Origin of the sequence: Providencia rettgeri, from assembly GCF_041075285.1 — a bacterium.
Taxonomy (GTDB): domain Bacteria; phylum Pseudomonadota; class Gammaproteobacteria; order Enterobacterales; family Enterobacteriaceae; genus Providencia; species Providencia rettgeri_G.
Genome location: NZ_CP163512.1, coordinates 214,796 through 236,933 on the forward strand (window position 1 = coordinate 214,796; position 22,138 = coordinate 236,933).

General features: G+C 42.2%; 21 protein-coding genes. 18 read left to right on the top strand and 3 right to left on the bottom strand.

Going from position 1 to position 22,138, the window contains the following annotated elements; genetic code table 11:
- Positions 1-82: 82 nt before the first annotated feature.
- Together lpcA and AB6N04_RS00995 are read left to right on the top strand one after the other, a co-directional pair.
- Positions 83-661: a D-sedoheptulose 7-phosphate isomerase gene (gene lpcA, locus AB6N04_RS00990; RefSeq protein WP_369310100.1), complete on the top strand. Its 579-nt coding sequence runs from the start codon at positions 83-85 to the stop codon at positions 659-661.
- Between the two features lie 27 nt (positions 662-688).
- The gene (locus tag AB6N04_RS00995) at positions 689-1,456 is read left to right on the top strand and encodes a class II glutamine amidotransferase (RefSeq protein ID WP_369310101.1); all 768 of its coding nucleotides are present in this window, start codon (positions 689-691) and stop codon (positions 1,454-1,456) included.
- On the opposite strand, the gene AB6N04_RS01000 is transcribed toward AB6N04_RS00995, so the two are convergent.
- The gene (locus AB6N04_RS01000; protein ID WP_369310102.1) at positions 1,427-2,164 is read right to left on the bottom strand and encodes a L,D-transpeptidase family protein; all 738 of its coding nucleotides are present in this window, start codon (positions 2,162-2,164) and stop codon (positions 1,427-1,429) included. The two genes, AB6N04_RS00995 and AB6N04_RS01000, sit on opposite strands and share 30 nt — an antisense overlap.
- Positions 2,165-2,580: 416 nt before the next feature.
- Between AB6N04_RS01000 and AB6N04_RS01005 the strand changes: the two genes are divergently transcribed.
- The 8 genes from AB6N04_RS01005 (at position 2,581) to nqrM (ending at position 9,938) form a co-directional block, all read left to right on the top strand.
- Positions 2,581-3,924 (top strand): Na(+)-translocating NADH-quinone reductase subunit A, encoded by a 1,344-nt coding sequence (locus tag AB6N04_RS01005; protein ID WP_369310103.1) that lies wholly within the window; start codon positions 2,581-2,583, stop codon positions 3,922-3,924.
- Between the two features lie 4 nt (positions 3,925-3,928).
- Entirely contained in the window at positions 3,929-5,167 is a 1,239-nt protein-coding gene (locus tag AB6N04_RS01010) for an NADH:ubiquinone reductase (Na(+)-transporting) subunit B (RefSeq protein WP_369310104.1), read from the top strand.
- Positions 5,160-5,954, top strand: coding sequence for a Na(+)-translocating NADH-quinone reductase subunit C (locus AB6N04_RS01015; protein ID WP_369310105.1), 795 nt, complete (start codon positions 5,160-5,162; stop codon positions 5,952-5,954). The genes AB6N04_RS01010 and AB6N04_RS01015 overlap by 8 nt, the downstream gene beginning before the upstream one ends.
- The gene (locus AB6N04_RS01020) at positions 5,947-6,576 is read left to right on the top strand and encodes an NADH:ubiquinone reductase (Na(+)-transporting) subunit D (protein WP_369310106.1); all 630 of its coding nucleotides are present in this window, start codon (positions 5,947-5,949) and stop codon (positions 6,574-6,576) included. Before AB6N04_RS01015 ends, AB6N04_RS01020 begins: the two co-directional genes overlap by 8 nt.
- Positions 6,577-6,580: 4 nt before the next feature.
- The gene (nqrE, locus tag AB6N04_RS01025) at positions 6,581-7,177 is read left to right on the top strand and encodes an NADH:ubiquinone reductase (Na(+)-transporting) subunit E (RefSeq protein ID WP_353242789.1); all 597 of its coding nucleotides are present in this window, start codon (positions 6,581-6,583) and stop codon (positions 7,175-7,177) included.
- Positions 7,178-7,192: 15 nt separating this feature from the next.
- Positions 7,193-8,419, top strand: a complete 1,227-nt coding sequence (gene nqrF, locus AB6N04_RS01030) for an NADH:ubiquinone reductase (Na(+)-transporting) subunit F (protein ID WP_369310107.1) — start codon at positions 7,193-7,195, stop codon at positions 8,417-8,419.
- 241 nt (positions 8,420-8,660) lie between these two features.
- Positions 8,661-9,692 (top strand): FAD:protein FMN transferase, encoded by a 1,032-nt coding sequence (locus AB6N04_RS01035; RefSeq protein WP_369310108.1) that lies wholly within the window; start codon positions 8,661-8,663, stop codon positions 9,690-9,692.
- Positions 9,693-9,710: 18 nt separating this feature from the next.
- Entirely contained in the window at positions 9,711-9,938 is a 228-nt protein-coding gene (gene nqrM / locus AB6N04_RS01040) for a (Na+)-NQR maturation NqrM (RefSeq protein WP_369310109.1), read from the top strand.
- 63 nt (positions 9,939-10,001) lie between these two features.
- On the opposite strand, the gene AB6N04_RS01045 is transcribed toward nqrM, so the two are convergent.
- Positions 10,002-10,934 carry a glycerophosphodiester phosphodiesterase family protein gene (locus AB6N04_RS01045; protein ID WP_369310110.1) on the bottom strand — a complete coding sequence of 311 codons (933 nt, stop codon included), beginning with the start codon at positions 10,932-10,934 and terminating at the stop codon, positions 10,002-10,004.
- A gap of 290 nt (positions 10,935-11,224) precedes the next feature.
- Here AB6N04_RS01045 and dinB point away from each other — a divergent pair, with 290 nt between their 5' ends.
- Positions 11,225-12,280, top strand: coding sequence for a DNA polymerase IV (gene dinB, locus AB6N04_RS01050; protein ID WP_369310111.1), 1,056 nt, complete (start codon positions 11,225-11,227; stop codon positions 12,278-12,280).
- A 44-nt stretch (positions 12,281-12,324) separates the two neighbouring features.
- On the opposite strand, the gene pepD is transcribed toward dinB, so the two are convergent.
- Positions 12,325-13,785, bottom strand: coding sequence for a beta-Ala-His dipeptidase (pepD, locus tag AB6N04_RS01055; RefSeq protein WP_369310112.1), 1,461 nt, complete (start codon positions 13,783-13,785; stop codon positions 12,325-12,327).
- A 439-nt stretch (positions 13,786-14,224) separates the two neighbouring features.
- Here pepD and gpt point away from each other — a divergent pair, with 439 nt between their 5' ends.
- The 7 genes from gpt to aas all read left to right on the top strand — a co-directional run bounded on the left by gpt (position 14,225) and on the right by aas (position 22,138).
- Entirely contained in the window at positions 14,225-14,689 is a 465-nt protein-coding gene (gene gpt, locus AB6N04_RS01060; RefSeq protein ID WP_369310113.1) for a xanthine phosphoribosyltransferase, read from the top strand.
- A gap of 184 nt (positions 14,690-14,873) precedes the next feature.
- On the top strand, positions 14,874-16,124 hold the full coding sequence (gene frsA, locus AB6N04_RS01065; RefSeq protein WP_369310114.1) for an esterase FrsA: 1,251 nt from the start codon (positions 14,874-14,876) through the stop codon (positions 16,122-16,124).
- A gap of 71 nt (positions 16,125-16,195) precedes the next feature.
- Entirely contained in the window at positions 16,196-16,597 is a 402-nt protein-coding gene (crl, locus tag AB6N04_RS01070) for a sigma factor-binding protein Crl (protein WP_369310115.1), read from the top strand.
- A gap of 115 nt (positions 16,598-16,712) precedes the next feature.
- Positions 16,713-17,816, top strand: a complete 1,104-nt coding sequence (gene proB, locus AB6N04_RS01075) for a glutamate 5-kinase (protein WP_369311924.1) — start codon at positions 16,713-16,715, stop codon at positions 17,814-17,816.
- Positions 17,817-17,818: 2 nt separating this feature from the next.
- On the top strand, positions 17,819-19,072 hold the full coding sequence (gene proA, locus AB6N04_RS01080; RefSeq protein ID WP_369310116.1) for a glutamate-5-semialdehyde dehydrogenase: 1,254 nt from the start codon (positions 17,819-17,821) through the stop codon (positions 19,070-19,072).
- A gap of 135 nt (positions 19,073-19,207) precedes the next feature.
- Positions 19,208-19,705 (top strand): shikimate kinase AroL, encoded by a 498-nt coding sequence (aroL, locus tag AB6N04_RS01085; protein WP_369310117.1) that lies wholly within the window; start codon positions 19,208-19,210, stop codon positions 19,703-19,705.
- A gap of 285 nt (positions 19,706-19,990) precedes the next feature.
- Positions 19,991-22,138: a bifunctional acyl-ACP--phospholipid O-acyltransferase/long-chain-fatty-acid--ACP ligase gene (aas, locus tag AB6N04_RS01090; protein WP_369310118.1), complete on the top strand. Its 2,148-nt coding sequence runs from the start codon at positions 19,991-19,993 to the stop codon at positions 22,136-22,138.

The following is a 22,138-nucleotide window of genomic DNA, read 5'->3' on the forward strand; positions in this document are numbered from 1 at the left end:
CCGTGATCGATTTAGCGCGAAGTACTTGGTGTGTTAGTCAGCTATATTCTCAATAACGTATTCTAAATTAAGGGGAAACCTCATGTACCAAGATCTGATCCGTGGTGAATTAACTGAAGCGGCTGAGACGTTATCGAATTTCTTAAGCGACGAAGGGAATATTGAAGCCATTCAACAAGCGGCAGTGCTATTAGCCGATTCTTTTAAAGCGGGTGGTAAAGTATTATCTTGTGGCAATGGAGGCTCTCATTGTGATGCAATGCATTTTGCTGAGGAACTTACGGGTCGTTATCGTGAAAATCGCCCTGGTTACCCTGCAATTGCGATTTCAGATGTTAGTCATTTATCCTGTGTGAGCAATGATTTTGGCTATGAGTTTGTTTTTTCTCGCTTTATTGAAGCTGTTGGTATGAAAGGTGATGTCTTACTGGGGATTTCGACCTCGGGGAATTCAGGCAATATCATCAAAGCAATCGCTGCTGCACGTGAAAAAGGCATGAAAGTCATCACATTAACAGGGAAAGATGGCGGAAAAATGGCAGGTACAGCAGATATTGAAATTCGTGTACCTCATTTTGGTTATGCAGACCGTATTCAAGAAATTCATATTAAAGTTATCCATATTCTTATTCAATTAATTGAAAAAGAGATGGTGAAGTAGCGAATTAGTCGTTGTAGGAGTTTTTAAATGTGCGAGCTACTCGGCATGAGTGCCAATGTTCCAACGGATATTACCTTTAGTTTGAGTGGGTTAATTTCTCGTGGTGGTCAGACTGGTCCACACAAAGATGGCTGGGGAATTACATTCTACGAGGGCCTTGGGTGTCGCACATTTAAAGATCCGCAACCGAGCTTTATGTCTCCCGTTGCGCGTTTCGTACAGGAATACCCCATCAAATCGGAAAGCATTGTGGCGCATATTCGCCAAGCCAATCAGGGAGACGTATCGTTAGTGAATACTCACCCTTTTACTAGAGAGCTGTGGGGGCGCAATTGGACTTATGCTCATAATGGGCAACTTAAAGGTTTTCGTTCCCTTGATACGGGTCGCTATTGGCCAATTGGGGAAACAGACAGTGAATGGGCTTTTTGTTGGATCTTACAGCAACTGAGTGAGAAATATCCGCGAAAGCCGTCGAACTGGAAAAGTGTCTTTCGTTTTATTGCCACCTTAGCGGATCAACTACGTAGCAAAGGTGTCTTTAATATGTTGCTATCTGATGGGCAATATTTGATGGCATTTTGTTCAACGAAGTTGCATTGGATCACCCGCAGAGCGCCGTTTGGTATGGCTAAGTTACTCGATCAAGATATTGAAATTGATTTTGCACAATGCACCACACCAACAGATATCGTCTCTGTGATTGCCACTCAACCTTTGACAGGAAATGAAAACTGGCAAAGGATTGAGCCGGGTGACTTTGTGTTATTCCACCTTGGTGAGCGCATACTGTGATTTCATCCCCAATAATTTTGTTGGGGTATCAGGTAGGCCTATGACAGCATATTTCCCTGAATTGACCGAAACTTGGGCTATTCTTCCTGTCTGGTTGAAATACTCATAGGCCGGCTGTAACTGTTTCCAAAACGTGTAATGGCTCGAATTTCGGTAGCGCAGCATATTTTCTTTCGTCATTTTAAACGGATAGATATTAACATTAATTGCCGATTGGCCATTTAGTAAAGCGGTTTCTACGGTTTGGTAGATTTCGCCCATATATTTATCTGTCATTGCGTAACATCCCACAGAGACACAACTGCCGTGGATCATCAGGTAGCTTCCGCTATATCCTTGGGCTTTATCAAACTCATTAGGAAAACCGATATTGATAGATCGGTAATACCGACTATTAGGATTGAGTTGTTCAGCTGTAATTTGATAAAAACCCTCAGGACTTTTAAGGTCACCCTCAATTTTCTTTGGTCCTAATCCACCAGAAAACTTACAAATTGGATAGGTTTTTGACAGGGTGTATTTGCCAGTCGGTGTTTTTTGGTAGATTTCAAGTACACCTTCTTGTTTAAATATTTGTATAAATATCGATGGATCAGGATCTGCATGTGATCCACTCTTTAGCAAAAATGAAGAGTTATCCGCCGAAGTAACCGATGTATACATCAATATTAATGGGGATACGGCATAGATTAATTTATTTAGTCTCATACTTAAGCCAAATACTGAAGGTGGTGTTGATTAAAAATAACACATGTTTTACACATTTTAGATGAGCTGTTCAAAAATTAATATAGGTTGTTAATAGTTTTTAACTGGATCTTTGTTGTTTAAATAATGCACAGCAATCGATAAATATGAGCTTATTACTCGAAAATATCGAATTGTTAACAGGAAAAATTAAATAATAATGCAATTTGCTTGAACTATATCACTTCTCTAGACGGACAGAATGAGCTGAAACTGATAAAATCACGCCTGGCAGAAGATAAGAATTTAGTAACAATTTTGTGAGAATACTTGTTCAAGTCACGAAGGGTGACTTGAGTAGTTTTTATGACTGAGTCGCTATCATTCATTGCTGAATCGTTAGCTTAGGGTTTAACTGATAAACTTGTGCAGATCTTATGATTAAAATTAAAAAAGGCCTCAACCTTCCCATCGCAGGTGAGCCAGCCCAAGTGATAGAAGACGGCCCGAAAATTCAACACGTAGCATTGCTAGGTGAAGAATATGTCGGAATGCGTCCTTCGATGCTGGTTAAAGAAGGTGAGCGTGTAATAAAAGGACAGGTTCTCTTTGAAGATAAAAAGAACCCAGGGGTAGTATTTACGAGTCCAGCCTGCGGTAAAATTGTTGCTATTCATCGTGGTGAGCGTCGTGTACTTCAATCTGTTGTCATCGAAATAGACGGTGATGACCAAGTCACTTTTGCAGCATTCTCTCGTGAGGCATTACCAGAACTCACGCGTGAGCAAGTCGAAGATAATCTGATTAAATCGGGTTTGTGGACCTCTTTAAGAACGCGTCCATTTAGCCGTTCCCCACAACCGGGTTCTTCACCTGTAGCTATTTTCGTGACAGCGATGGATACCAACCCATTGGCTGCGGATCCTATTGGGATCATTCGTGAAAACGAGCAAGCATTTAATGATGGTCTATTGGTTCTTAGCCGTTTAACTGAAGGTAAAATCCATGTGTGTCATGGAGAGGGAGATTTACCGAAAGTTAACAGCCAACCACAAATTACCTATACCCAATTTTGCGGTCCACACCCTGCGGGGTTAGTTGGTACTCACATTCATTTCTTAGAGCCTGTTAGCATTAAGAAAAAAGTGTGGAGCCTCAATTATCAAGATGTTATCGCTATTGGTAAGTTATTTGTTACGGGTCACTTATATACGGATCGTGTGGTTTCCCTTGCGGGGCCACAAGTTGAAAAACCACGCTTATTGCGCACTCGCCTTGGCGCTGATTTGTATGAATTAACTCAAGGTCAACTCAAAGCAGGTGAAAATCGCATTATTTCAGGTTCTGTGCTTTGGGGCGTTACCTGTGATGAAACCCATCACTATCTTGGTCGTTTTCATAACCAAGTTTCTGTTCTCGCAGAAGGTCGCGAAAAAGAATTATTTGGATGGATAATGCCTGGTGTGAACAAGTTCACTATTACTCGCACTACCATCGGCCATTTTCTGAAAAATAAACGTTTTAATTTTACGACCACGATGAACGGAGGTGAGCGTTCGATGGTACCAATTGGTAACTATGAACGCGTTATGCCGCTCGACATCATGATCACGCATTTGTTGCGCGATCTCCTTGCGGGGGATACCGATACATCACAAGAATTGGGTTGTTTAGAGCTGGACGAAGAAGATTTGGGGCTGTGCACCTATGTCTGTCCAGCGAAATATGAATATGGCCCTGTATTGCGTGATGTACTGTCCAAGATAGAGCTAGAAGGGTAATTCCATGGGTCTGAAACATTTATTTGAAAAATATGAGCACCATTTTGAACCCGGTGGAAAATTAGCGAAATACTATGTGTTGTTTGAAGCGGTTTCGACGGTTTTCTACACGCCGGGTACGGTCACTAAGGGGCGTTCTCACGTTCGAGATACTATCGATCTTAAGCGTATGATGATCTTGGTGTGGCTCGCTGTTTTCCCAGCGATGTTCTGGGGAATGTATAATGTGGGAAATCAGGCGATCCCTGCGTTACATCAGCTCTACAGTGGTGCTGAGTTACAGCAAATTATTGCGAGTGATTGGCATTATAGCTTAGCGCAGTTTTTAGGCGCATCACTTTCGATGGATGCAGGGTGGGGGAGTAAAATGCTGCTTGGAGCAGTCTATTTTCTGCCTATTTATGCCGTTGTTTTCATTGTTGGTGGGTTCTGGGAAGTCTTATTTGCCCTAATCCGCGGCCATGAAATTAATGAAGGTTTCTTCATTACCTCCATTTTATTTGCATTGATTGTCCCACCAACCATTCCATTGTGGCAAGCCGCACTTGGGATTACCTTCGGGGTGGTTATTGCTAAAGAAATCTTTGGTGGAACAGGGCGTAACTTCTTAAACCCAGCATTAGCTGGTCGCGCATTCTTGTTCTTTGCCTATCCAGCTCAAATCTCAGGTGACTTAGTCTGGACAGCGGCTGATGGTTTCTCTGGTGCAACGCCATTGTCTCAGTGGGCAACGGGCGGAGAACATGCACTAATGAACACCGTTAGCGGTGAGCCTATCACATGGATGCAAGCCTTTTTAGGTAATATGCCTGGCTCAATCGGTGAAGTATCAACATTGATGCTGTTTATCGGTGGTGCATTGATTATGTTTTTCCGCATCGCATCTTGGCGTATTGTCGCAGGTGTGATGTTAGGCATGATTGCAATGTCTTATGTGTTTAATCTTATCGGTTCAGACTCTAACCCATTGTTTGCTATGCCGTGGTGGTGGCACATGGTGTTAGGTGGTTTTGCATTCGGTATGATTTTTATGGCGACAGACCCTGTGTCAGCTTCCTTTACAGATAAAGGTAAATGGGCTTACGGTATTCTGATCGGTGTAATGTGTGTTCTTATCAGGGTAGTTAACCCAGCTTACCCAGAAGGGATGATGCTGGCTATCCTGTTCGCCAACCTGTTTGCTCCTCTGTTTGACTATCTGGTCGTTCAAGCAAATATTAAGCGGAGAAAAGCTCGTGGCTAATGAAAAACCAATCAATAATGATGGCATTGGAAGGACATTCCTTGTCGTATTTATTCTGTGCTTAGTGTGCTCAATTGTCGTTGCCGGTGCTGCGGTTGGCTTAAAACCACAGCAGCAGGAACAAATTCAGTTAGATACTCAACGTAATATTTTGAGCGTTGCGGGGCTCTTAGCACCGAAAATGAGCGCGAATGAAGTTCAAAAAGTTTATGCAGAACGCATTGAACCAAAAATTTTAAACTTTAAAACCAATGAGTTATCTGATAGCACTGGGCGTTTTGTGTTAAATGATGAACTGCGCAGTGATGAAACGAGTATTGCTCTCTCACCACAGGAAGATATTGCGAAAATTCGTCGTCGGGCGAATAACGCTGAAATCTACTTGGTAAAAGATGATGCAGGTAAGGTTTCGCAGATTATTTTGCCCGTCTACGGTTCAGGTTTATGGTCAGTGATGTACGCCTTTATCGCAATTGATGTGGATGGCGTGACATCACGTGGTATCACTTACTATGCGCATGGTGAAACTCCAGGTTTGGGTGGTGAAGTGGATAACCCGCAGTGGAAAGCGCAATGGCCGGGTAAAAAACTGTTTAATGAACAAGGTATTCCGGCAATTAAAATCGTGCGTAGTGGGGCAACCGATAGCCCTTATGGCATCGATGGCCTTTCGGGTGCAACCCTAACATCAAACGGTATTCAGCATATGTTTGATTTCTGGTTAGGGGATAACGGCTTTGGTCCGTTCCTGAAAAAAGTACGTGAAGGAGCGCTGAATAATGGCTGATTCTAAAGAAGTAAAACGCGTCCTACTCGGACCGTTATTCGATAATAACCCTATTGCCTTACAAGTTTTGGGGGTATGTTCTGCATTAGCAGTGACGACCAAACTAGAAACGGCATTGGTTATGACCATTGCAGTGACACTGGTTACCGCATTCTCTAACTTTTTTATCTCATTAATTCGAAACTACATTCCAAGTAGCGTTCGTATTATTGTGCAAATGGCAATTATTGCTTCGCTGGTTATCGTAGTGGATCAAATATTGCGTGCTTATGCTTATGAGATATCAAAACAGCTTTCGGTATTTGTTGGCTTAATCATCACTAACTGTATCGTGATGGGGCGTGCGGAGGCTTATGCCATGAAAGCGCCACCAATTGAAAGCTTTATGGATGGTATTGGTAATGGTCTTGGCTATGGCGTGATCCTTGTTTTAGTCGGTTTCCTACGTGAGCTGTTTGGCTCCGGCAAATTGTTCGGTATTACCGTCTTCGAATCACTGCAAAATGGGGGGTGGTACATGCCAAATGGCTTGTTCTTACTCGCACCAAGCGCATTCTTTATTATCGGTATGCTGATTTGGGGCTTGCGTACCCTGAAACCCACTCAGATAGAGAAGGATTAATCAAATGGAACATTATATAAGCCTATTTGTTAAATCCATTTTTATTGAAAACATGGCATTAGCTTTCTTCTTGGGGATGTGTACTTTCCTTGCTGTATCGAAGAATGTGAAAACTGCGTTTGGCCTAGGGATTGCCGTCACCGTTGTGCTTGGGATCTCGGTTCCTGCAAACAACTTGGTCTACAACCTTGTGTTGCGCGATGGGGCAATAGCTGAAGGCGTGGATTTATCCTTCCTAAACTTTATTACCTTTATTGGGGTAATAGCGGCGCTGGTGCAAATCCTTGAAATGATTTTGGATCGTTACTTCCCATCGCTGTATAACGCATTAGGTATCTTCTTGCCATTGATCACCGTTAACTGTGCAATTTTTGGCGGCGTATCTTTCATGGCCCAGCGTGATTATAACTTTAGCGAATCCGTTGTTTATGGGTTTGGTTCAGGGATCGGCTGGATGCTTGCTATCGTCTTGATGGCTGCTATCCGTGAGAAGATGAAATACTCCGATATCCCCGCAGGTCTAAAAGGGTTAGGTATCACCTTTGTGACGACCGGTTTGATGGCATTGGGCTTTATGTCCTTCTCCGGTGTACAGCTATAAAGGCGAGAAGAATTCATGGAAATTATTATTCTAGGTGTAGTGATGTTTACCCTGATTGTCTTGGTACTGACAGGTTTGATCCTGTTTGCAAAGTCCAAGCTGGTCAATACAGGGAACATTAAAGTTGAAGTTAATGGCGATCCTGATAAAAGCTTTGAAGCCCCTGCGGGCGACAAACTGCTTAGTATGCTATCGAGCCAAGGTATTTTTGTATCATCGGCTTGCGGTGGTGGTGGCTCATGTGGTCAATGCCGTGTGAAAATCAAAGAAGGTGGCGGTGATATTTTACCTACCGAACTTTCGCACATTAATAAACGTGAAGCCAAAGAAGGCTGTCGTTTAGCCTGTCAGGTTAACGTGAAGCAAGATCTTAAAATTGAGCTTCCAGAAGAAATTTTTGGCGTGAAAAAATGGGAATGCGAAGTTATCTCTAACGATAACAAGGCGACTTTCATTAAAGAATTAAAGCTGAAAATTCCAGAGGGAGAGGTTGTTCCTTTCCGTGCTGGGGGCTACATTCAGATTGAATGTCCTGAACATGTTGTAAAATATGAAGATTTCGATGTTCCTGAGGAATATCGTGAAGATTGGGATAAATCTAATCTGTTCCGTTATGTTTCTGAAGTTAAAGAACCAACTGTACGTGCATATTCAATGGCTAACTATCCTGAAGAGCACGGCATCATTATGCTAAACGTACGTATTGCAACGCCTCCGCCGCGTAACCCTGATGTGCCACCAGGAATTATGTCGTCTTATATTTGGTCATTAAAACCCGGCGATAAAGTGACAATTTCAGGTCCATTTGGTGAATTTTTCGCAAAAGACACGGATGCTGAAATGATCTTTATTGGTGGTGGTGCAGGTATGGCACCAATGCGCTCCCATATTTTTGACCAGTTACGTCGTTTGGACTCAAAACGTAAAATCAGTTTCTGGTATGGTGCGCGTTCAGTTCGTGAGATGTTCTATACCGAAGATTTTGATCAGCTGGCGGCGGAACATGAAAACTTTACATGGAATGTAGCGCTTTCAGACCCATTACCAGAAGATAACTGGAATGGTTATACAGGCTTTATCCATAATGTTCTGTATGAAAACTATTTGAAAGACCACCCAGCACCAGAGGATTGTGAGTTCTATATGTGTGGGCCTCCGGTGATGAATGCAGCTGTGATTAAAATGCTAAAAGATCTGGGCGTTGAAGACGAAAATATCTTGCTGGATGATTTCGGTGGTTAAGTTATTTTATTGGATTTATTGTACTTACCAAGTAAAGTACAGACAGTAATTAAATAAAGAGGGAAAATTATTCCCTCTTTATCATTTATATTAATGCTGTTAGTTGCTAATTATCAGGTTGGTTATTAATAGGTTGAGAGTTATTCGACTTGAACATTCTCTGCATGGGTGACGATGTAAAGTGTGTTAATAGTCTGAGCGAACCTAACAATACGCGCTCATGATTGACGCGGAGAAAATTATGCTGAACAAAAGAATTTATACCCCAGTCTTACTGTTTTTTACCGCGCTATTTTTGACAGCGTGTGGCGGCCCTGAACAACAAAACTTGCAAGGGCAGACGATGGGGACGTATTACACTGTTAAATATGTCACTGATTCATCGGAACAAAAACCTGAAACGATTCAGAATGAAATAGATAAACGTTTGGAAGAAGTGAACGACCAAATGTCAACATATCGTCCAGATTCTGAATTAAGCCGTTTTAACCAATTCAAAGAAGTCAATACACCGTTTCCCGTCTCTGCGGCAACAGCAAAAGTGGTGAGCAAAGCTATTGAAATTAATAAGCTGACTGAAGGTTCTTTGGATGTGACAGTGGGGCCTCTGGTTAATTTATGGGGCTTTGGTCCCGAAGGGCGAGTGACTAAAGCGCCTTCAGATGAGGAACTTGCCAAGCGTCGTGCATGGGTGGGAATTGAAAAGCTTTCAGTTAAAGATAACAACCTAATTAAAACCATTCCAGAGTTGTATGTTGACTTATCTTCTATTGCTAAGGGGTATGGTGTTGATGTCGTAGCTGAGTATTTAGAGTCACTGGGTATCAATGACTATATGGTTGATATTGGTGGTGAAGTACGCACTAAAGGCAAAAATGGTAAACAAGCACCATGGCGTATTGCCATTGAAAAACCCTCGACAGATGGCGTCAGCCAAACAGCACAAGAAATTATTGAACCTGGCGACCGTTCTATCGCAACCTCAGGCGACTATCGCAACTATTTTGAGCAAGATGGGGTGCGTTTCTCTCATACCATTGACCCAAAAACAGGTCGCCCAATTACACACAACTTGGTTTCTATCACTGTGCTCGCTGAGAATTGCATGAGTGCAGATGGCTTATCAACAGGGTTAAATGTACTAGGACCAGAAGCGGGCTTTGCCCTTGCTGAAAAAATGAATATACCTGTTTTTATGATTGTTAAGACAGATAAAGGCTTTGAAGAGCGCTATACTAAGGCTTTCGAACCATTTTTAACGAAGAAACAGTAGGTCTGGGAGGCTAAAGGTATGCTAAATGTTTTTATTGCAACTTTTGCACTGTTTTTACTGGCCTTTTTGGGGATGTCACTGGGCTACATTATTAAGCGTAAGAGTATCCAAGGTAGCTGTGGTGGCTTAAGTAGCATTGGTGTCGAAAAGGTGTGTGATTGCCCTGAACCTTGTGATGCGCGTAAAAAGCGTATGGCACGTGAAGAAGCACGTCAAAAGCGGTTAGAAAAGGATCGTATTATCTAGATTGACCCTATATTTTGAATAACCTTAACTGTTGATTTAACAGTTAAGGTTTGCTTTTAGCGCTTATTTATTAAAAGCTTTCGGTGAATCCACCATTACGGCATCGGCACCAATCTCCTTCGCTAGTTGGTAATCACTTTGGTTATTTACGCCAAAAACAATAATGTATGCATCCCCATCACGTTTAAAACAGTCTATTGCCGCTTTATCCCATGAAAGTGTTGCAGGGGAACGAGCCTCACCTAGGGTATATTTTTCAACAATTTCAACTTTACGATGTAATTCAAAACCATACCAACGAACGGTAGGGTTATTGGCTTTATGAGTCGGTTTTGCGTCTGAAATTGAACATTGGTGGCTCATAACGCTATTTGCCAAAATAGTGCGAGTTTTATCACGGCTTTCAAATGTTTGAATTTTAGGTGATAGCTGATTAAGAGCAGTTAAGAACTCGGTATTGGTAGAGTAAAAACGCACTTGATTGAATGCGTTTGTTTTTTCCAATAACGCTAAAATGGCTTTGGCTTGAATTTTTGGGTTAGCATCTGGAGATTTTAAGTCAATATAAAATACAGTGTCTGGATATTTCTTTAATACAGTTTCTAATGTCCTAATAGTCGTGGTTGCAGTAGGCAACTGTTGGTTATTTTTTTGATTAAATTGGTATGCCGCATTGATGTGACTAAGTTGCTCAGCAGTATACGCAGAAACAAGACCTTTTTTATCAGTTAGGGAATCAAGGTCGCTTGGGCGGTATAACACGAGTTGATTGTCTTGGCTAAGTTGTGCTGTTAGCCAAATAGCATCTGCTTTATTCTTTTTAGCAAGATCAATTGCATAAAGCGTATTTTCGGGCGCATCAGCGGTACCTGCACGGTGTGCAACTATTTGCGGTGAAGTCATCTGAGTTGTGAATGCAAATGAATTTTGGGCGACTAAAAGTAATAATCCAATGAGCGCGATAGGGTTAAATTTTAAAGCTGATATCATTGCCATGAGTATTATCCATAAAATTATTTTTAACGAATTGAGTGGGAGATAAGTCAGCCTGTTGTATTACTTTTTTATTAATCTGTAATCCGTTCAGACTATTTTTAAGACTAACTCTATGTGTTTTTTGACTTGTAAAGTGTGACAGGAAAATATGACAACTAAATGAATTATTTTTGATTAACAGCGGGTTACCTAGAATTGAAAATCAACTTAACGCAGAGGTGCCTCTTGATTGCGTGGTTAATAAAAATACTGTATATTTAATCAGTTGATTGGTTTTGGTGAGTGAACCCGTGCGTAAAATTATTCATATTGATATGGACTGCTTTTATGCGGCGATAGAGATGCGCGATGACCCGAGCTTACGTAATGTGCCTATTGCGGTTGGGGGAAGTGCAGATCGTCGTGGGGTCATTAGCACTGCGAACTATGAAGCGCGGCGCTATGGCGTACATAGTGCGATGTCGACTGCAATTGCGCTACGTCTTTGCCCGCATTTAAAAGTCGTCCCTGGGCGCATGTCATTGTATAAAGAAACAGCTATTCATATTCGCAAGATCTTTGCGCGCTACACCGATTTAATTGAACCACTTTCCCTTGATGAAGCTTATTTAGATGTGACGGATTGCGCTCAGTTACATGGTTCTGCCACACTGATTGCACAAGCTATCCGGCAGCAAATTTTTGATGAATTACAACTAACCGCGTCAGCGGGGATCGCACCTATCAAATTTTTAGCGAAAATCGCCTCGGATATGAATAAACCCAATGGTCAGTTTGTGATCACACCACAAAATATGGAACAATTTGTTCTTACGCTACCACTGAAAAAGATCCCCGGAGTCGGCAAAGTGACAGCTCAAAAATTGGCAGATATGGGGCTGAATACTTGTGCCGATGTACAGCAATATGATGCGGTTGCATTAATCAAACGCATGGGGAAATTTGGACAAGCGCTTTGGGAACGTTGTCATGCTATTGATGAACGTCCAGTTAACCCTGATAGACTCAGAAAATCGGTGGGGGTTGAGCGTACACTTGCTGAAGATATCCATCAATGGAGTGATTGCCTTTTGTTGCTAGATAAGTTGTATGATGAATTGCAGTTGCGTTTAGCAAAAGTAAAACCTGATTTGCGCATTGCTCGCCAAGGGGTGAAATTCAAGTTTGATGATTTTCAGCAAACAACGCAAGAACATGTGTATCCTATACTTAATAAACAAGATTTAGTGCAACTAGCACAACAAGTTTGGGATAACCGTCGACTAGAAAGAGGCGTTAGGCTGGTGGGATTACATGTGATGTTACAAAGCCCACAATTAGAAAGACAGTTATTGCTTGAGCTTTAAAAAATGCGCACCACAAGGGCGCGCATTCTATTTTATATCAGCGATTACGCTTTAACTGGGATGGCTTTTAACACCGCAGTTAACAGTTTCCAATATTCACCAACACTGGCAATGTGAACGCGTTCGTCTGGTGAGTGAGCACCACGAATAGTTGGCCCAATTGATACCATGTCCATGTCTGGGTATGGCTTTTTGAATAAACCGCACTCAAGGCCAGCATGGATCACCATTACATTCGGGATCTTACCAAATAATTTGTTATATGTTTCGCTCACTAAATGCATTACCGCAGAGTCAGCGTCTGGTTGCCAGCCTGGGTAGCTACCTTCTGCGCGGTACTGTGCTTTCGCTAATTTACTGATAGATGTCAGCATGTTAACGACATAGTTTTTACCGCTATCAATCAGTGAACGAACCAGGAAGATGACTTCTGCTTTATCGTCCGTCATGCGTACCACACCTTCATTCAGTGAGGTTTCAACGACGCCTTTTGCGACATCGCTCATGCGAATAACGCCATTTGGCGCGGCATTTAAAAAGAACACAAACCGTTGTTGGCAGTCATCAGACAGTGCTTTTAGATCGCTTTGTGTTTCATCTAACAGTAGCATTAAGTTAGGTTCAACGACCGCTAATTCATTTTTTAGGATATTTTCGTAGCGTGCTCTTAATGCGGTTAGATCAGCGACTTTATCTGCTGGTACAGCAATAATTGCGTGTGCTTCACGTGGAATAGCATTACGGACAGTACCGCCTTTAAACTCGAGTAATTTCAGGTTAAGATCTTCTGCATGACCAGCAAGGAAGCGCGCTAATAGCTTGTTTGCATTCCCTAAACCTAAATGAACGTCACCACCCGAGTGACCGCCTTTTAAACCTTTTAAGGTCAAAGTAAAAGTTTGATACCCTTGTGGTAACGCTTCACGAGCCAAGTCAAAAGTGGTTGTGAAATCAACTCCCCCTGCGCAACCCATGTAGATTTCGCCTTCTTCTTCGGAGTCGGTATTGATTAAGATTTCGGCTTGTAACCAGCCTGCTTTTAAGCCAAATGCACCTTCCATTCCGGCTTCTTCGGTCATCGTTAGTAGCACTTCCATCGGGCCGTGTTCAACGGTATCATCAGCTAAAACAGCCAGTGCTGAAGCAAGACCAATACCGTTATCTGCCCCTAATGTGGTCCCTTCAGCTGTTACCCATTCACCGTTCACATACGGGCGGATGGGATCGGTTTTAAAATCATGCACAGTGTCATTATTTTTTTGCGGAACCATGTCTAAATGCGCTTGTAGAACAACAGCTTTACGGTTTTCGTAGCCTGGGGTAGCTGGTTTTCGGATCAAAATATTACCAACGTCATCGCGTTCAACGTGGAACCCTTTTTGTTTTGACCAATCAACGATATGTGCAGCTAAAGCCTCTTCATGATATGAAGGATGAGGGATAGAGCAAATGGTAGCGAAGATGTCCCACAGTGGTTGTGGGGATAATTTGGCTAACTCAGACACGTTTTGTCTCCTTTTTTTTCCTTTATATTTCAACCTGTAGCCTTGTTGGCTGCACTTGCAAATCCCTAGCTATATAGTCGCATATGCTGATTGGATCCGCATATTTCCAGCTAGCTATAATTTGGAACCATTGAAGAAAGAGATTCTTAATATTCCGTGCAGTAGCTAATTGATAATCAACACCAGTTTCGGCTTCATTTTTTAAAAGGAATATTGCTGTAATTATGACCTAACAGCCTGAAGTTTCGAATTAAAGGCTGCCTCTTTTATAAACTCAGGATAACACTTTCTTTTGAAGAATGGACAGTGTAAATGATAATAATTGATGGCGAATGATGCTTTTTACTGGTTTTTAACGCGCCGAATCACTATAATCTCGCGCAACCTTTTTTCCGCAAGACACATTTCAGATTTACTCAGCAGTCGGGACCCGAATTTTATGAGCGAAAAATATGTCGTAACGTGGGATATGTTGCAAATACATGCCCGTAAACTCGCACAACGTTTATTACCAGTAGAACAATGGACAGGTATTATCGCGGTTAGTCGTGGTGGACTTGTACCAGGCGCACTTCTTGCTCGTGAGCTGGGTATTCGTCACGTTGATACCGTTTGTATTTCAAGCTATGACCATGATAACCAACGCGAATTAAAAGTGATTAAACGCGCTGAAGGTGATGGAGAAGGCTTTATCGTCATTGATGATTTGGTTGATACTGGCGGTACTGCACAAGCTATTCGTGATATGTATCCAAAAGCTCGCTTTGTGACCATCTTTGCAAAACCAGCAGGTCGTCCGTTAGTCGATGACTATGTGGTTGATATTCCACAAGACACATGGATTGAACAGCCTTGGGATATGGGGGTTGTCTTCGTTAAACCATTGTGTGAACAAGATAAATAAATCCGTTAGTGACTTAGGTTAGGTAAAAATACTGTAATTATAAAGGGTTATGGATTTTTTTTGACTGTGGTAACACATTAATACCTAAAATTTTTGAGTCAAACGCGATATAATTTGGGGAGTGCATTATGTGCATTCCCCTTATTTTTGGCTTCCATTCAGCGACGGTATACAGGAAATTGGGATGACTCAGCAAAATTTATCCGAAAAACTCTTCAAGCCTAAAATCAGACAGGTTGAAACATCAACACTGGTTTCTTATTCCGCCCAAACGCTGCCGCAAATCAAAGAGCACAGCTTACTGAGTGGTTCCCACCATGCGGGGTGGTATCGCATGATTAACCGTTTGATGTGGATTTGGCGTGGTATTGATGCATTAGAAATAGAAGAGGTTCTTAGCCGTATTGCGATTTCTACTGCACCACGAAGTAATGATAATCAGTTAGATACGGTTATCGGTAACCGCTCAGGCAATTGGTGCTTTGAGTGGTCTCAACAAGCCATGCACTGGCAACAAAAAGCGCTAGAGTTTGAACAAGGCGTTGAGGCAGGCAAGGCATGGTTGCGTGCGGCGAATTTATATAGCATCGCAGCCTACCCGTTTATTAAAGGTGATGAGCTGGCAGATCAAGCGATCCTACTTGCCAATAAAGCCTATGATAGTGCGGCGAAATTTTCACAATATCGTTTAAAGAAAATCCCTTTCAAAGTGGATGGCGGCAAAGAAGTTTGCGGCTTTTTGCATATTCCTTCTCGTGGGCAAGGCCCTTATCCAACGGTGATGATTTGTGGCATGTTAGATAGCTTACAGATTGATTTCTGCCGTTATTTTCGTGATTACCTTGAACCATTAGGTATTGCAATGCTCACGCTGGATATGCCATCCATTGGTTATTCAGCCAAATATAAATTAACCCAAGAGACCACTGCGTTACATGAGCAAATTATTCGCCAACTGGATGATATTGCATGGATTGACCATACGCGTTTTGGCATCGTTGGGATACGTTTTGGCGCGAACATAGCCTTAAGATTAGCTTATATGTGTCCAGAGATAATAAAAGGGGTAGCTGTAATAGGTCCAATAGTGCACAGTTTATTGCATGAAGAGAAATATCAGCAGGATATTCCTCGGATGGTTTTGGATGTGTTCGCCAGTCGTTTGGGGATTTATCAAGTTGATGGTTCAGCATTGCGCTATGAGTTAAGCTGTTATTCCCTTAAAAATCAAGGACTATTAGGGCGAAGAAGTAAAGTGCCTATGTTGGCTGTGAGTTTAAAAGATGATATTTATAGTCCGAAAGCAGAGGCCGACTTAATTAGACGCTCTTCTATAGATGCGGATGTGATTATGCTGCCAAGTCACCCGGTTTTTGCTAATTTTGAAAAAGCATTAAGTGAAACAACTTACTGGTTAAAAGCAAAAATACTTTAAAATAATTTAATAACTTGCTTATTTTTTCCCATTTGTTAAAAAGGGATCTTCCCAAGAAGGAGATCCTTAACATGGCTTTACCGACTGATTATACAAATGGAAAATATTTAAAGAAATTTGCAGCGTTAGGTCCTTATTTAAGAGAAAAGCAATGCTTAAATGGTTGCTACCTATTTGATAGCTTGGTTGTGTGTGTGAATGTGAATGTTGCACCAGAAAAACGTGAGTTTTGGGGGTGGTGGTTAAAGCTTGTTGCAACTGAGAAAGGCTTTGAATTTACCTACCATCTGGGGCTTTATAATGGGCATGGCAGTTGGCAGGCTAAGGAATTAAAAGACAGTAGCACTATGGAAGCGGTTGAGAAAAACTTAGTGTCTTTTCACCAAGCCCTCACTAAGCAATTATCTGATCTTGAGTTAACCCTCTTCCCTTCACCGCTAATGTCAGAATTAAAACTGGAATTAAGCGCATAAATTTGTTTTAAACCAACTTTTGTTGAATTTTGCGTTATGCCTGTTGGCATAACGCGCTTCTCCTGATAAAAATGATACCTACTTTTATTTTATTAATCCTAATGGCAGAAAAATGATGAAAAATAGCCAGACGCTGGTTGTTAAGTTAGGCACCAGTGTACTTACAGGGGGCTCGCGCCGTTTAAACCAAGCTCATATTGTTGAGCTGGTGAGGCAGTGTGCGCAGCAATATGAAAAAGGGCACCGTATTATTATCGTGACATCTGGGGCAATAGCTGCGGGTCGCGAACATTTAAATTACCCCGAACTGCCGGCTACCATTGCATCTAAACAGTTGCTTGCGGCGGTCGGCCAAAGTCGTCTGATTCAATTGTGGGAAAGATTATTTTCTATTTATGGCATCCACATTGGGCAAATGCTGTTAACACGTGCCGATTTAGAAGACAGGGAACGCTTTTTAAATGCGCGAGATACCTTACAAGCGCTGCTGAATAACGGCATTATTCCTGTTATTAATGAAAATGATGCTGTGGCAACAGCAGAGATTAAAGTCGGCGATAATGACAACTTATCAGCACTTGCGGCAATTCTCGGTGATGCTGATAAATTACTGCTACTAACAGATATTGAAGGCTTATATGATGCCGATCCTCGCAGTAACCCGGATGCAAAATTGATCCCCGAAGTGTATGGTATTAATGATGAGCTTAGGAAAATGGCGGGCGATAGCGTAAGCGGCTTAGGAACAGGCGGTATGGCCACCAAATTACAAGCTGCGGATGTTGCTGGGCGCGCGGGTATTGATGTGGTGATTGCTGCGGGTAATAAACCTGATGTTATTAATGCGGTAATTGAAAATATCCCAGTAGGAACCCGTTTTTACGGGCAGAAGAATCCCATGGAAAACCGCAAACGCTGGATTTTCGGTGCGCCAGCGGCGGGGGATGTTTACATTGATGATGGGGCTCAACTGGCAATTTTGGAAAAAGGCAGCTCATTATTGCCAAAAGGCATTAAGAAAATCGAAGGGGATTTCTCTCGTGGTGCGGTGATCCGGATCCGTAACATGGCAGGTAAAGATCTTGCACATGGTGTCACCCATTACAATAGTGACGCACTCAGAATGATTGCGGGTCATCATTCTCAAGATATAAACAAGATACTTGGTTATGAACACGGTTCAGTCGCTGTTCATCGCGATGATATGATAGTGAGTTAATTATGTTAGAAACAATGGGTAAAGCAGCAAGGGCTGCGTCATGGCAATTAGCTCAGCTAAGCACAAAACAAAAAAATGCAGCACTACAACAAATTGCGGATTTATTAGAGCAAGAAAGTGCAATTATTTTGGCGGCAAATGAAAAAGACATGGAGCAGGCAAGAGCGAGTGGCATGAGCGAAGCGCTACAAGACCGCTTGTTGTTAACGCCTGAACGCTTAAAAAATATCGCGAATGATGTGCGTAAAGTGTGCCAATTAGCCGATCCTGTCGGCCAAGTGATTGATGGTTGCAAACTGGATAGCGGCTTAAATTTGCAGCGCCGTCGTGTTCCATTGGGTGTGATTGGCGTTATTTACGAAGCGCGTCCTAATGTCACTGTCGATGTCGCCTCTTTATGTCTAAAAACAGGAAATGCTGCAATTATGCGTGGGGGGAAAGAAACCCACAACACCAATCTGGCGGTTGTCAGTGTGATCCAAAAGGCTCTGAAAAATAGTGGATTGCCAGCGGAAGCCGTCCAAGCTATTAATAACCCAGATCGTGAATTAGTGGCGCAATTACTGAAATTGGATCGTTATGTCGATATGCTAATTCCTCGTGGTGGGGCAGGGTTACATAAGCTGTGTCGTGAGCAATCAACGATCCCTGTTATCACTGGTGGAATTGGCGTGTGCCATACTTTTGTTGACGAATCGGTCAATTTTGATAAAGCCATCAATGTGATTATTAATGCAAAAGTGCAGCGCCCGAGCGCATGTAACTCATTGGAAACACTACTTGTTCATAAAAATATTGCAGCTGAATTTTTGCCACTACTCAGTGAAAAAATGGCTGAACAACAAGTCACTTTACACGCCAGCGAACAAGCGATGCCATTTTTACAACAAGGCCCGGCAAAAGTGGTCGAGGTGAAACCTGAAAATTTAGTTGATGAGTGGTTGTCCTTAGATCTTAACGTGGAAATCGTTACCGATGTTGATGCGGCTATCGACCACATTCGCCATTATGGCACGGCACATTCCGATGCAATATTGACAGAATCGATTGGCCAAGCGGATTATTTTGTACAATGCGTTGATTCTGCAGCAGTTTATGTTAATGCAAGCACCCGCTTTACTGACGGCGGTCAATTTGGTCTAGGCGCGGAAGTGGCTGTGAGTACACAAAAACTGCATGCACGAGGTCCTATGGGGCTGGATGCGCTGACAACCTATAAATGGATTGGTTACGGCGACTTTTTAAATCGCCCTTAAGAAGTGAAAATAAAATCATCAAGCCACACAAGTGAAGTGTGGCTTTCTTTTTTATAGTTTGCCGTGTTTGGCAGCGTTTATAGGCAAATGAATGTCTAAATTTTATTAGCATTTATGATGATGGGATGGAAATTAATGTTTTACATTATTGGTCCAAGAGGTTCAGGTAAAACAACAATTGGAAAACGATTTGCGGCATCTAAAGGCTACCAATTTGTTGATACAGATAAGTTAATACTTGAAAAGTCAGGGAAAAGTATTGCTAAGATAGTTGAGGAGAACGGTTGGGATTATTTTCGCCAGCTAGAAAGTGACGTCTTAAAATCAATTGCACAGGATGATGTCATTGTGTCTACAGGGGGCGGGATCATCCTTTCTGATGAAAACCAAAAGGTGATGCGTGATAACGGGACAGTTATCTACTTAAATGCTAACCCTGAAATTTTAGCTAAACGTCTTGCTGCTGAGCCTCAGGCAGAACAACGCCCAAGCCTAACAGGCAAATCCTTAGTGGAAGAAATTGAAGAGGTTATGCAGCAACGAGAACCTATTTATCGTGCAGTCGCTCATCATATTATTGATGCGACGCAACCTATTGATGAAATTATCGCGCAACTCAATGATTTATCTTAAACTCATTATAGCTAGGGCTGTTTATCTTTGATGGTCAATTTTTATTCAAGTTGTCGCCAGCCAGCCACGACGGATACATCTTTCACTTTTTGGATTGTTTTTTTGACCTTTTTTAGCGGTAAAAATCAGCAGCAAAGATAAACAGCCCCTAGATACTTTTCATATGGGGCTTTTTCGGATAATGCCCCTTAATGAGGTGTGTGTTGCTCAGTAAGATAACTGTTATTACGGCATAACAATATGTTAGTTGTAAACGAAAATATAATCATAATATAGGGACTCATTATGTTGGTGAAAATAATAAAAACCATCCTTAAATTTTTATTTCGTGTTGAAGTTATTGGTGATGCGAAAGAATTCGATCAAGATAAGTGTTTGATTACACCAAATCATGTCTCTTTTTTGGATGGTGTTTTGGTCGCCCTTTTTCTCCCTGTAAAACCTGTATTTGCCGTTTATTCGACATTTGCTACCCCAAAAATGATCAAACGCCTTAAGCCCTACGCGGATATCGTTCCCCTTGATCCTGCAAATCCGTTAGGTATCCGCCATCTCGTTAAAGAGGTCGAAAAAGGGCGGCCGATAGTGATTTTCCCTGAAGGGCGAATTTCGGTGCATGGTTCTTTGATGAAAATCTATGAAGGTGCAGCGTTTGTCGCGGCTAAATCCGAAGCAAAAGTTGTTCCCATTCGCATTGAAGGGGCTGAGCGCAGTCATTTTGGACGCTTAAAAGGGATTATCCCTCTTAAGTGGTTTCCTAAAATTACGCTACATATTTTACCTGCACAAACAATCCCTATGCCGGAAGCGCCTAAATCAGTTGAACGCCGAGCATTAGCGGGTGAGCATCTCTATCAAATCATGAAATCTGCGCGTATGGCCTGTCAACCTCAGGTCACGCTGGTTGAAGAATTTATTGGAAGCGTACAACGTTTTGGGCGTTTCACACCGTGTATTGAAGACATTGCATTTAAAGAAGACTCTTATCAAACTCTATTGAAAAAAACCTTAGGGGTTGGGCGTATTATTGAGCGCTATACCCATGAAAACGAACGGGTTGGTTTATTGCTACCTAATGCAACGGTGACGGCGGCTGCCATTTTTGGTGCGCTGATGAGAGGACGCGTACCTGCGATGTTAAATTACACTGCGGGTAGCCATGGGATCAGTAACGCGCTCAAAGCCTCAATGGCTAAAGTCGTCTTCACCTCAAGACAATTTTTAGAAAAAGGTAATTTAACCCATATTCCAGAACAAGTACCGGAAGCCAATTGGATTTACCTTGAAGATTTAAAAGATACGGTCACTTGGCAGGATAAGCTATGGATTATCAAACACTTAATTAATCCTCGCAAAGCAGTTATTCCTCGAAAGCCAGCGGATGAAGCGATTGTATTGTTTACCTCAGGTTCAGAGGGGACACCAAAAGGGGTCGTTCATAGTCATGCAAGCTTAATGGCAAACGTTGAACAAATTAAAACCATTGCAGACTTCACTCCTCGAGATCGCTTTATGTCATCACTGCCGTTATTCCATGCATTTGGTCTAACGGTTGGGTTACTTATTCCATTATTTTCGGGGAGTCGTGTTTTTCTTTATCCAAGTCCACTCCATTACCGGATTATTCCTGAGTTGGTGTATGACAAAAATTGCACAGTCTTATTCGGTACTTCAACCTTTTTGGGGAATTATGCGCGCTTTGCTCACCAATATGACTTTGCTCGTTTACGCTATGTGGTCGCAGGGGCTGAAAAGCTTTCGGATAAAACAAAGAAAATTTGGTTTGAAAAATTCGGTATTCGTATTCTTGAAGGTTATGGTGTGACGGAGTGTGCGCCAATCGTCTCTATCAACGTCCCAATGGCGGCGAAAGAAGGCACTGTAGGGCAAATATTACCAGAAATGGAAGCCCGTATTATCCCTATTTCCGGTATTGAAAACGGCGGTAAACTGCAACTTAAAGGCCCGAATATCATGAAAGGGTATTTACGTGTAGAAGCACCAGGCGTACTCGAAACACCAAGCGCCGAAAACGCACAAGGCGAGGTTGAAGATGGTTGGTACGATACTGGCGATATTGTTGAATTGGATAATAAAAATTTCTGCACTATCAAAGGTCGTGTTAAACGCTTTGCTAAGCTTGCGGGTGAAATGGTGTCACTTGAAAGTATTGAACAAATGGTCGCAGCATTATCACCTAATGCTAATCACGGTGTAGTGACAAAACCAGATAGTAGCAAAGGTGAGGCATTAGTGTTGTTTACGACTGATAAAGAGTTAGATAGAAGCGCTTTATCGGCAGCGGCCAAAAGCCGAGGATTAACTGAACTTGCAGTTCCTCGAGATATCCGTTTTGTGAAAGAGCTACCAGTTTTGGGAAGCGGGAAAACGGACTTTGTCACACTAAAACAAATGGCCGTAAAGGATGCTTAA